Genomic DNA, 11474 nt, shown 5'->3' on the forward strand with positions numbered 1-11474 from the left:
TGCGATACAACCGGTGGTAACCAAAACGCCGCAGCGGGAAATCCTCTTTCGTGAACTGGCGCGCTATGACGGCCCTTCCAGCGGATCATTACGTGGTGATGCGTCTGGGCAGCCGGCGCTGTGCCCTGCCCTGCGCCGCGGTGCGCGAGGTGCTGCCGCTGCCGCGCCTCTGGCGGCCGCCGGGCCTGCCGCGCCCTCTGGCCGGCTTCATGAATCTCGCCGGCGAGGCGGTGCCGGTGCTGGACCTGCCGCGCCTCTTCGGCCTTGCCGCATCCGGCGACGCCGAGGACGCGCTGTACCGCCACCTGCTGCTGACTGGCGGGGAGGGGAAGCCGCTCCTGGCCCTGCTGGTGGACCGGGTGCTGGACATGCGGCGCATCCCGCCGGAGCGGCTGCGCCCCGTGCCGCCCGAGGCGACGCTGAATGGCTGTGCCACGGCCGAGATCGAGACGCCGGAAGGCTTCATCCACCTGCTGGCACCGGACCGCATCCTGCTGGCGCAGGAAGCCGCCACCCTGGCCACCCTGCGCGAGGGCGCGCAGTCCCGGCTGGCGGAGTGGGAAGGCGCGGGAAGGGAGGGCGCGGCATGACGCGCGCGGCGCCCGGGCCCTTCACGGCCACCCTGCTGCCGGACGCGGATTTCCTGGCGCTGAAGGCCGAGATCGTCGCCCGCACGGGCCACCACTACTACCAGGACAAGGACGAGCTGCTGTGGGAGCGGGTCCGGCGCCGGCTGCATGCCACCGGGCTGGTCGGCGCGGGCGCGTACCTGGCCCGGCTGCGGGACATGGCGCAGGGCGAGGCCGAATGGGCGGCGCTGGAGGCCGAGATCACCATCGGCGAGACCTTCTTCTTCCGCTATGCCGAGCAGTTCGCGGCGCTGGGCGAGACCATCCTGCCGGCCCTGCTGGAGCGGGCCCGCCCGCGGAGCCGGCTGCGCATCTGGAGCGCCGGCTGCGCCAGCGGCGCGGAGCCGTACTCGGTGGCCATCCTGCTGCGCCGCCTGCTGGGCGAGGCCCTGCCGGACTGGCGGCTGTCCATCCTGGGCACCGACCTGAACGAGGCGGTGCTGGAGACGGCACGGCAGGCGCGGTTCAGCCGCTGGGCGTTGCGGACCCTCTCGCCGGAGGAGTTGCAGCGGGACTTCATCCCCGCCGCCGATGGCCGCCACTGGCTGCTGCGGCCCCAGCACCGCGCCATGGTGCGCTTCGAGAAGCACAACCTGCTGAGTCTGCTGGACGGCACTTCTCCGCTCCAGTTCACGGATTACGACCTGATCCTCTGCCGCAACGTGCTGATCTACTTCCACCCCGAGGTGGTGCTGCGCATCGTCCGGGCCCTGTCGGAGCGGCTGCACGAGGGGGGCTGGCTGCTGCTGGGCCATGCCGAGCCCAACCCGGACTTCGCCGAGTTCCTGGAGGTCGTGAACCTGCCGGGCACCGTCGCCTATCGGCGGCGTGGGGAGACGGGCCTGGCGCCCCCCTCCGCCGCCACGGCTGCCGCACGGCCGTTGCCGGCCGGGTGGCCGGGCAGCCCGCCTGCCGTCACCAACCCGGCACCCTGGGTGCCGGTGGCACCCGCCTCGGCTTTCCCTCCGGGGCCAGCCCAGCCAGTGGCCGCTCCGCCGCGCCCTGCCGCGCCGCCCTCCACCGCGGCTGCGCAGGAGGACAGCGGCGCCGCCCGGCAGAGCGGCGCCGGCTGGCTGGACCAGGTGCGCGCCCAGGCCGACAGGGGCGACCTTCTCGCGGCCAGCCAGGCCTGCGCGGCCGGCCTGCGGGAATGGCCGCTCGACGCCGCCCTGCATTATTACGAGGGGCTGGTGCAGCGGGCCCTCGGCCAGCGTGCCGCCGCCGAGCGGGCCTTCCGCCGTGCCCTCTACCTGCGCAACGATTTCGTCATGGCGCACTATCAGCTGGGCCTGCTGCTGCTCGACGAGGGAGAGGCCGCCGCCGGACGGCGCGCCCTCGCCGTGGCGTCGCGCATCGCGCATGCGATGCCGCCGGACGAGACCGTGGAGGAGGGCGACGGCATGACCGCACGGGCGCTGCGCGAGACGGCGCGGCTGCATCTCGACACCCATCCCGCAGGGACGGCCCGCTGATGCCCGGCCGGACCCCCGCCGCGGCCTTGCCGTCGCTGCGCGCCCGTGCGGAGCGGCTGATGGATGAGCGCACGCGCAGCCTGGCCGGCCGGGCCCGCGCCGACGCCGCGCAGGACGCGGCCCATCCGGTCCTGTCCGTGATCGCGTGTGCGCTGGGCGACGAGTTCTACGGCCTGCCCCTGGCCATGGCCGCGCATGTGCTGCCTGCCGCGCCCTGCGTGCCGCTGCCCGGTGCGCCGCCGGCGATGCTGGGGCTGCTCGGCCGCACCGGGCAGGTGTTCAGCGTGCTGGATCTTGGCCTGGCGCTTGGCCGCCCCGCCGCCCGGCCCGACGCGGCGGCCGACCCGGCGCTTCACGGGCGGATGATGGAGGGGCATGTCGTGCTGCTGCGCCACGCTCCGCGCCGCTTCGCCCTGCGCGTGGACCGTGTGCTGGGCGTGGCCGAGGTGGCCCCGCTGCAACAGCCCGGCCAGCCCGTGGCGGAGCGGATGGTGGCGGGCCATGCCTGGCTGCCTCCCGCCCTGGCCGGCGGCCGCCGGCCGGTGCTGGGCCTGATCGACATGGACCGCCTGCTGCAACCCTACCTGTCTTCTCCCGAGACTTTCCGGAGCGTGACGCCGTGAGCATCGCCAACCGTATCCTTCTGGGCTTCACCGCCATCACGCTGCTGCTGGTCGGCCTGGGTCTCTACAGCCTGAACCAGATCAGCGTGGTCACCCGTGCCTCCGAGGTCACGGTCACCCGCGACATGGCCATGCTGCGCAAGCTGATCGACCTGCAGGATGCCGAGCACGACCTGCAGGACGCCCGCAGCCGGGCCGTCTCGCGCTTCCTGCTGCGCAGCCTGGGCCGGGAGACGGCAGCCGAGGACCCGGCCCCGCTGGTGCCGCGCTATGTCACCGAGGCAGAGCGCCTGCTGAACGAGATCCAGGCCCAGGCCAGCCAGAACCTGGCCAACGCCGCCTCCACGGAGCGGCAGGCCGGCTGGCAGCAGATCTCCCAGATCGTCACCCAGGCGGCGCTGCCGCTGCGGCAGATCCGCGAGCGCAGCCAGGAGCAGCTGCAATCCATCCAGGCCGGCAACCTGGACGCGGTGCAGGGCCTGGGCGCCGCCCTGCTGCCCGCGCGGCAGGAATTCTACCGCCTCACCGGCCAACTGCAGGAGGCGCTGAACGAGGTGATTGGCAGCGGCCAGCGGCGCAGCAACGAGATCTATCTCGAGAGCCGCTTCTCGGTGATCATGGTCATGATCGGCGCGGTGCTGCTCGGCATCGCCATCACCGTGCTGATCCGCCGCTCCATCGTGCGGCCGCTCTCGGCCTTCATGAACTTCGTCGAGCGCGTCGGCCGGGGCGACCTCGGCGGCGACCTGGCCTCGACCGGGCATGACGAGCTGGGCCGCCTCGGCGGCACGCTCAACGCCATGGTGGAGGGCCTGCGCCAGCTCGCCGGCCAGAGCCGGGAGGCCACCGAGAACCTGAACGCCGCCGCCGCCGAGATCCGCGCCAGCACGCAGGAGCAGGCCGCCAGCGTCGAGGAGCAGCTCGCCGCCGTGCAGGAGACCGCCGCGACGGTCGACGAGATCACCCATTCCGGCGTGCAGATCGGCAAGCGGGCGCAGGAGGTCATCGCCTCCGCCCAGGCCACGGCGCAGACCTCCTCCGCCGGGCTGCGCGCGGTGGACGAGACGGTGCGCGCGATGGACGCCATCCGCGAGCAGGCCGAGGCGGTGGCCACCAACATCGTCGCGCTCTCCGAGAAGACGCAGGCGATCGGCGAGATCATCGCCACGGTGAACGACATCTCCGAGCGCAGCCACCTGCTGGCACTGAACGCCGCCATCGAGGCCGCCGCCGCCGGCGAGCAGGGGCGCAGCTTCGCCGTCGTCGCCGCCGAGATGAAGACGCTGGCCGACCAGGCGAAGGAGGCCACCAGCCAGGTGCGCTCGATCCTGGGCGACATCCAGCGCGGCATCAACGCCTCCGTCATGCTGACCGAGGAGGCGGTGAAGCGTGTTGCCACCGGGCGCGAGCGCACCGACACGACGCAGAGCACCATCACCGAGATCACCGGCCGCATCCAGGAGAGCGTGCAGACCTTCCAGCAGATCGTCGCCTCGACCAACCAGCAGCAGCTCGGCATCGAGCAGGTGATGAGCGCGCTGCAGAACATCCGCCAGGCCAGCCAGCAGACCGCGGCCGGCACGCGGCAGCTGGACACGGCGGCGGCGAACCTGTCGCAGCTGTCGCAGCAGCTCGTCGCCCTGGCCGACCGCTACCGGCTCTGAGCGGGGGGCTGGCCATGCGTCTGCCATCGGCGGGTGAGCGGCGGGGCAGGGCGGGCCATCGGCCGTCCGCGCCCCGCCTGCGGGGCGGTGCCGCATGAACGATCTGCGCCAGGAGCTGCTGGCCGCCTTCGCCATCGAGCATCAGGAGCACCTGCAGGCGATCCGCGCCGCCCTGGCCGAGGCCGAGGCCGGCCGGCCCTTCGATCTGCGCGACATCTTCCGCCGCGCCCACAGCCTCAAGGGCGCCGCCCGCGCGGTCGACCTGCCGGCGGTGGAGGAGCTGTCGCACCGGCTGGAAGCCGTGTTCATGCGGGTGGGGGAGGGGGCGCTGTCGCTGGGCCCGGCCAGCATCGGCACGGTGCAGCTTGGTCTGGACGCCATCGAGGGCTATGTGGCGGCGCTGGGGAGCGACCCGGACCCGGCCCTGCCCATCGCCGCGCTGGAGGCGCTCGACGGCCTGCTCGGCGGCTCGCGCCCGCTGGCACAAGCTGCCGGCGCTTCTCCCGCTGCGGCCCTTCCCGCCACGCCGCCGCCGGCCGCGGCGCCCGCTGCCACCGCACCGCAGGCGGCCGAGGCTGCTCCGCCCGCCCCTCCGGCGGCAGCCGAGCCGGCCGGCGGCGGGGTGGAGTACCTTCGTGTCCGGGCGGAGCAGCTGGAGGAGCTTGCCGGCGCGGTGCATGCCCTGTCCGACACCCTGTCGCGGCAGGCGGAGGTCGATGCCGTCCTGCGCGCCCTGGAGGCCGACATGCGTGGCCTGCGCCGGGAATGGGACCGGCTGGGCCGTGGCATGGCCCAGGCCCCCCGGGGGGAGGGCAGCGCGACGCGGCTGCAGGATTTCAGCCATGGCCTGTTGGCGATGTTCCGCCAGCTCGGCCATCTGGCGCGGCAGCAGCGCGCGGTCGCCTGGGCCACCGATGCCGCCGCGGCGCAGCTCCGCGCGCGCGTGGAGCGCATCGCCCTCGTGCCGGCCGAGGCGGTGCTCGGCTCGCTGGCCCGCATGACGCGCGACCTGGTGCGCGAAGCCGGCGGCAACGCCGCGGTGCGGATGGAAGGGCTGGAGCTGGAGGCCGACCGCCGCGTGCTGCAGACGCTGAAGGACCCGGTGACGCACCTGCTGCGCAACGCCGTGAGCCACGGGCTCGAGAGTGCTGCGGAGCGCGTCCGCCAGGGCAAGCCGCCGCAGGCCGAGATCGGGCTGCGGCTGGTGGCGCGGGGCGGGCTGCTGTCGCTGACCGTGTTCGACGACGGGCGCGGCCCTGACCTGGCGCGGATCGAGGCCGAGGCGGTGCGGCGCGGCCTGCTGCCGCCGCGCCCCGCCGATACCCCCCCGCCGCCCGGCGAGCACCTGCTCTCCCTGGTGTTCGAGCCCGGCTTCTCCACCACCGAGACGGCCGACCGCCTCTCCGGCCGCGGCATCGGCATGTCGGTGGTGGCCGAGGCGGCGCGGCGGCTGCGCGGCACCGCGGCGCTGCGCCAGCGCCGCCCCTGGGGGGCGGAGGTGGAGATCGTGGTGCCCTTCTCCGCCGCCCGGCAGCCGCTGCTGCTGGTGGAGGTGGGGGGCGAGGCCTATGGCCTGCCCACCCGCGGCGTGGAGCGGCTGCTGCGCCTGCCTGCCGCCGCTATCGAAAGTGTCGAGGCACAGCCGGTGACGCGCATCGAAATCGAGGGACGCGACGTTATTGCCCCCGTGATTGCTCTGCCGACCCTTCTCGGCCGGCCTGCCTCCGCGATTCCCGTGGAGGCCGGGCATGTCAGCCTTGTGCTCCTGCGCAGCGGCGAGCGCCGCTGCGCGCTGGCGGTCGACATGCTGAGCGATGTCCGCACCCTGACGGTGGAGGCGCTCGATGCCCCGGCGTCCGAGGTGGATCTGGTGGCCGGGGTGGCGATGCAGGAGGGGGAGCGCTTGGCCCTGGTGCTGAGCCCGGAAGGGCTGGTGAGCCGCTGGCTGCGCGACGAGGGCCGCCTGGCCTCGGCCGGGCTGGGCCTGGTACCGGCGCCGCAGCTACGGGCCGCGGCGACGATCCTGGTGGTGGACGATTCGATCACCACCCGGACGCTGGAGAAGAGCATCCTGGAAGCGCAGGGCTTCCGCGTGCTGCTCAGCGTCGACGGGCTGGATGCGCTGAACCTGCTGCGCAGCGGCGAGGTGGCCGTCGATCTGGTGGTGGCGGATGTGGAGATGCCCCGGCTGGACGGCTTTGGCCTGCTGCAGGCCATGAAGAACGATCCGCGCCTGGCGCCGGTGCCGGTGATCCTGATGACCTCCCGCGCCAGCGCGGAGGATGTGCGGCGCGGCCTCGACCTCGGCGCCGGCGCCTACATCACCAAGCAGAAGTTCGACCAGCGTGAATTGCTGGCGACGATCAGCCAGATGCTCTGACCATGTCCTCCCAGCCTGTGCGTGTCATGATCGTCGAGGATTCGCTGGTGGTGCGCCGGCTCCTCAACCACATCATCTCGCGCGACCCGCGCCTGACCGTTGTCGCCGCCGTCGCCTCGGCCGAGGAGGCTCTGCAGGAGCTGCCGCGCGTCCGGCCCGACGTGATCTCCATGGATATCCGCCTGCCCGGCATGGACGGGCTGGAGGCGACGCGGCGGATCATGGCGGAGCAGCCCACCCCCATCGTCGTCATCGCCGACAGTGTGGAGGACAGCTCGCTGCGCATCTCGATGAACGCGCTGCGTGCCGGCGCGCTCTCGGTGGTGGAGAAGCCGGTCGGCATGGAGACCGGCGGGCATGAGCGGGTGTCGGAGACGATCTGCACGCAGCTCTACATCATGAGCGAGGTGCCGGTGATCCGGCGGCGGATGATGGCGGGCTTCCGCGCCGCCCCGCCCGCCGCGCCGCGGCCGGAGCCGGCGGCGCGGCAGCCGGCGGCGCTGCTCGGCATCGCCGCCTCCACCGGCGGCCCGCCGGCCCTGGCCCAGGTGCTGGGCGCGCTGAGCGCCGATTTCCCGCTGCCCGTGCTGCTGGTGCAGCACATGGGGGCCGCCTTCATGGAGGGCTTCGCCAAGTGGCTGGGCGGGGTGGTGCCGCTGCCGGTGGCCCTGGCGCGGGATGGCGAGACGCCGCGCCCGGGCCATGTCTACGTCGCGCCCGGCGACTGCCACCTGATGCTGGCGCCGCAGGGCTACCTGCGCGTGACGAAGGACCGGCCGGTGGCCAGCCAGCGCCCGGCGGCGACGCTGCTGTTCCGTTCCATGGCCGAGACGCTGGGGCCGCGCGGCCTCGGCGTGCTGCTCACCGGCATGGGCGAGGATGGCGCGGTGGGGCTGGTGCAGATGCGCCAGGAGGGCGCCTTCACCATCACCGAGCATGAGAGCACGGCCGTGGTCTATGGCATGCCGGCGGCGGCGGTGCGGATGGGCGGCTCCAGCATCAGCCTGCCGCTGCCGCTGATCGGCCCCCGCCTGCAGCAGCTCGCCCGGGCATCGCTCTGATGCCCGCCCAGCCCGTTCCTCCCGGCACGCCCATCCTGCTGGTCGAGGATTCCGAGACCCAGGCCCTGCAGATGCGCCGGCTGCTGGAAAGCCAGGGCTTCGCCGTGTGCCGCACCGCCACGGCGGAGCTGGCGCTGGAGGCGCTGAACGAGGCGCTGCCCGCCCTGGTGATCGCCGACTACCACCTGCCCGGCATGAATGGCGACGAGCTGGCCCGGCAGATCCGGCTGAACAGCCGCACCCGTGCCATTCCTGTGCTGATGCTGACCGAGGCGCGCGAGGGCGACCTGGAGCGCCAGGGCCTGGAAAGCGGCGCCGATGCCTATGTGCCGAAATCGGCCGACCAGGACCTGTTGCTGCTGCGCATCAAGGCGCTGCTGCGCCGCCGCGCCGTCGCCGGGCCGGCGGGGAGCGGGCAGGGCGTGGCGGCGTTCCGCCGGGCGCGGATGCTGCTGGTGGACGACAGCGTCACCTACCGCACCTACCTTGCCGGATTGCTGAGCCGCGACGGCTACATGGTGGAGGCCGTGGCCAATGCCGAGGCGGCGCTGGAGGCGGCGGCCGCGGCACCGCAGAGCTGGGATTGCGTGGTGCTGAACGCCTTCAGCAACAGCTTCGACGGCGTCACCCTCTGCGCCCGGCTGAACGCGCTGCGCGCCGCCGCCTCCGGCAATGCGGGGGACGGGGCGGGCTTCCAGATCGTCGCGCTCGGCAGCGACAACCCGGCCGAGCGCGAGACCCTGGCGCATGTCTTCGAGGCGGGGGCGGACGACCTGATCCCGGCCATGGCCGAGGCCAAGGTGATGAGCGTGCGCATCCGCGCCGCGCTGCGCCGGAAGCTGCTGCAGGACGAGGACCGGCGCAGCGCCGCCGAGCTGCGCGACCGCGAGCTGGCCATGGAGCGCGCCCAGGCCGAGGCCGCCGCCGCCCAGGCCAAGGCCGCCCTGGCCGAGGCGCTGGCCCGCGCCAATGGCGAGCTGGAGGATGCCAACCGCCAGCTGCGCGAGACCCAGACCAAGCTGGTGCAGGCCGCCAAGATGGCCTCGCTGGGCGAGCTGGTGGCCGGCATCGCGCACGAGATCAACAACCCGCTGGCCTTCATCATCGCGCACCAGGGGACGGTGGACCGGCTGCTGGGGCAGATCCAGGCCGGGCTGGGCGAGGATTCGGCAGCGCATCCGCTGGTCGCCCGCTGCCGCGACCGCTCCCGCTCCATGGCGCTGGGGCTGGGGCGGATCCAGGACCTGGTGCTGAAGCTGCGCAAGTTCTCCCGCCAGGACGACGCCTTCCAGCGCGTCAACGTGCCGGATGCGCTGGACACGGTGCTGGCGCTGCTGGCGCACAAGCTCGGCGACCGCATCGCCGTGGAGCGCCATTACGGGGCGGTGCCGGAGCTGCGCTGCTCGCCCGCCCTGCTGAACCAGGTGGTGATGAACATTGTCAGCAACGCCGCCGATGCCATCCCCGAGCGTGGCCATATTCGCATCGCCACCTCGAACGACGAGAAGATGTATCGTATAGCCGTGACCGACAGCGGCCCGGGTGTGCCGGACGCGCTGCGCGAGCGAATCTTCGAGCCCTTCTTCACCACCAAGCCGGTGGGGTCCGGCACGGGGCTGGGGCTGGCCATCGCCTACAACGTCATCCAGGCGCATGATGGCAGCATCTCGGTCGAGAACGAACCGTCGGGCGGCGCGACCTTCACGGTCAGCGTGCCGATGAAAGCAGGGCGCTGAGCGTGCAAGCGATGCATCTGGACACCCCCGCCACCCTGCTGCTTGTCGATGACGAGCCGGAGATCCTCGTCGCCCTGGCCGACCTGTTCGAGGACGAGTTCCGCGTGCTGACCGCCCCCTCCGGCCCGCATGGTCTGGAGATCCTGGCGGCGGAGCCGGATGTGCATGTCATCATCTCCGACCAGCGCATGCCGGAGATGACGGGCGACGCCTTTCTCGGGCGCGCGCGGCAGGTCAGCCAGGCCGAGGCGCTGCTGCTGACCGGCTATGCCGACCTCGAGGCGGTGATCAATGCGCTGAACCATGGCCGCATCGCCGGATACGCGCCGAAGCCGTGGGAGCCGGCGGCGCTGCTGAGCATGGTGCGCAACGCCGCCGAGCGCTTCCGCCTCGGCCGCAGCCTGGAGACGGAGCAGGCGCTGCTGCAGGGCCTGCTGGAATCCTCCGCCGACCCTCTCAGCTTCAAGGACGCGCAGGGCCGTTTCGTGCGCCTGAACGCGGCCAAGGCGGCCGCGCTCGCCCGCCCGCTGGAGGCATGCCTGCACCACGAGGAAGCGGCGATGCTGGACCGCCCCGCCGCCGCCGCGGCGCTGCGCCGGGCGGATGCGGAGGCGATGGCCCGGCGCCGCCCCGTGGAGGTGGTGGAGCAGCGGCAGGAAGCCGGCGCGCCGCCGCGCTGGGTGCGGATCAGCCGCATCCCGATCCTCGGCCGCGACGGGCAGCCGACGCACCTGGCCACGGTCGAGCACGACATGACCGAGCAGCGGGCCCTGGAGGAGCGGCTGCATCAGGCCGAGAAGATGCAGGCGCTCGGCACCATGGCCGGGGGCATCGCGCACGACTTCAACAACCTGCTGACCGCGATCCTGGGCAGCCTGGAGCTGCTGCTGCACAGCGGCATGGCGCAGCCGCGGCAGGAGAGGCTGGTGAAGAACGCCATCCTGGCGGCCGAGCGCGGCTCCACCCTGACGCAGCGCCTGCTGAGCTTCAGCCGCAAGCGCGACCTGCAGCTGCGCGCCTCGGACGTGAACCGGCTGGTGACCGATGTGGAGGACCTGCTGCTGCGCAGCCTGGGCGATGCCATCACCCTGCACCGGCAGCTCGCCGATGCGCTGTGGCCCGCCATGGTGGACCCCGAGCAGTTCGGCCTGGCTCTGCTCAACCTCTGCATCAACAGCCGCGACGCCATGCCGGAGGGCGGCAGCATCACGCTCCGCACCCGCAACGTATCGGTGGGGGAGGAGGAGGTCGGCGACCTCGCCGGCGGCGACTATGTCGCCATCGCCGTCTCCGACACCGGCAGCGGCATGCCGCCGGAGGTGATGGCGCAGGCCTTCGAGCCGTTCTTCACCACCAAGGAAGTGGGGAAGGGGACGGGGCTCGGCCTCTCGATGGTCTATGGGCTGACGCGCCAGTCCGGCGGCACCACCGTCATCACCAGCGTGCCGGGCGAGGGCACCACGGTGGAGCTGTTCCTGCCGCGGGCGCTGCGGCCGGCCGAGGCGCAGGCCAGCCAGGACGGCGTGCCGCAACCCGCCGCGCACCCCGTGACGGTGCTGGTGGTGGATGACGACCCGGCGGTGCGCCGCGTCACCGCCACCTTCCTCGCCGATCTCGGCCACCGGGTGGTGGAGGTGCCGGATGGCGAGGCCGCCCTGCGCAGCCTGCGCGACAACCCTGGCATCGGGCTGATGGTCTCCGACCTGGTGATGCCGCGCATGAGCGGGGTGGAGCTGACCCGGAATGCCCGCAGCCTGCGCCCCGCCCTGCCGATCCTGCTGCTGACCGGCTATGCCGACCCCGCCCGCGTGCCCGAGGGCTACCCCGTGCTGCGCAAGCCCTTCCGCCGTGCCGACCTGGCGCATTGCGTGGCCGAGCTGCTGCAGGGCTGAGCCGGCGGGGGAGCACC

The 11474-nt window shown here is 73.1% G+C and carries 8 protein-coding genes; all 8 read left to right on the forward strand.

The features are described from left to right. Window positions 1-65 precede the first annotated feature (65 nt). Window positions 66-590: a chemotaxis protein CheW gene (locus CR165_RS11990; RefSeq protein WP_109517233.1), complete on the forward strand. Its 525-nt coding sequence runs from the start codon at window positions 66-68 to the stop codon at window positions 588-590. Next, on the forward strand, window positions 587-2101 hold the full coding sequence (locus CR165_RS11995) for a CheR family methyltransferase (RefSeq protein WP_109517234.1): 1515 nt from the start codon (window positions 587-589) through the stop codon (window positions 2099-2101). The genes CR165_RS11990 and CR165_RS11995 overlap by 4 nt, the downstream gene beginning before the upstream one ends. Beyond that, window positions 2101-2724 (forward strand): chemotaxis protein CheW, encoded by a 624-nt coding sequence (locus tag CR165_RS12000; RefSeq protein ID WP_109517235.1) that lies wholly within the window; start codon window positions 2101-2103, stop codon window positions 2722-2724. Before CR165_RS11995 ends, CR165_RS12000 begins: the two co-directional genes overlap by 1 nt. Beyond that, window positions 2721-4388 (forward strand): methyl-accepting chemotaxis protein, encoded by a 1668-nt coding sequence (locus tag CR165_RS12005; RefSeq protein ID WP_109517236.1) that lies wholly within the window; start codon window positions 2721-2723, stop codon window positions 4386-4388. The genes CR165_RS12000 and CR165_RS12005 overlap by 4 nt, the downstream gene beginning before the upstream one ends. Before the next feature lie 94 nt (window positions 4389-4482). Next, complete coding sequence (locus CR165_RS12010; protein WP_109517237.1) at window positions 4483-6768, forward strand: hybrid sensor histidine kinase/response regulator; 2286 nt, start codon at window positions 4483-4485, stop codon at window positions 6766-6768. 2 nt (window positions 6769-6770) lie between these two features. Then, window positions 6771-7829 carry a chemotaxis-specific protein-glutamate methyltransferase CheB gene (gene cheB, locus CR165_RS12015; protein ID WP_245906364.1) on the forward strand — a complete coding sequence of 353 codons (1059 nt, stop codon included), beginning with the start codon at window positions 6771-6773 and terminating at the stop codon, window positions 7827-7829. Next, complete coding sequence (locus CR165_RS12020) at window positions 7829-9565, forward strand: response regulator (protein ID WP_109517238.1); 1737 nt, start codon at window positions 7829-7831, stop codon at window positions 9563-9565. The genes cheB and CR165_RS12020 overlap by 1 nt, the downstream gene beginning before the upstream one ends. Before the next feature lie 11 nt (window positions 9566-9576). After that, window positions 9577-11457 carry a response regulator gene (locus CR165_RS12025; protein WP_109517239.1) on the forward strand — a complete coding sequence of 627 codons (1881 nt, stop codon included), beginning with the start codon at window positions 9577-9579 and terminating at the stop codon, window positions 11455-11457. Window positions 11458-11474: the final 17 nt, after the last annotated feature.

Source organism: Teichococcus aestuarii, from assembly GCF_003116135.1.
GTDB lineage: Bacteria > Pseudomonadota > Alphaproteobacteria > Acetobacterales > Acetobacteraceae > Pseudoroseomonas > Pseudoroseomonas aestuarii.

Excerpts from the sequence above, each read along its gene's own strand:
- CR165_RS11990 (WP_109517233.1), top strand. The coding sequence starts at position 66 with ATGACGGCCCTTCCAGCGGATCATTACGTGGTGATGCGTCTGGGCAGC.
- CR165_RS11995 (WP_109517234.1), top strand. The coding sequence starts at position 587 with ATGACGCGCGCGGCGCCCGGGCCCTTCACGGCCACCCTGCTGCCGGAC.
- CR165_RS12000 (WP_109517235.1), top strand. The coding sequence starts at position 2,101 with ATGCCCGGCCGGACCCCCGCCGCGGCCTTGCCGTCGCTGCGCGCCCGT.
- CR165_RS12010 (WP_109517237.1), top strand. The coding sequence starts at position 4,483 with ATGAACGATCTGCGCCAGGAGCTGCTGGCCGCCTTCGCCATCGAGCAT.
- cheB (WP_245906364.1), top strand. The coding sequence starts at position 6,771 with ATGTCCTCCCAGCCTGTGCGTGTCATGATCGTCGAGGATTCGCTGGTG.
- CR165_RS12020 (WP_109517238.1), top strand. The coding sequence starts at position 7,829 with ATGCCCGCCCAGCCCGTTCCTCCCGGCACGCCCATCCTGCTGGTCGAG.
- CR165_RS12025 (WP_109517239.1), top strand. The coding sequence starts at position 9,577 with ATGCATCTGGACACCCCCGCCACCCTGCTGCTTGTCGATGACGAGCCG.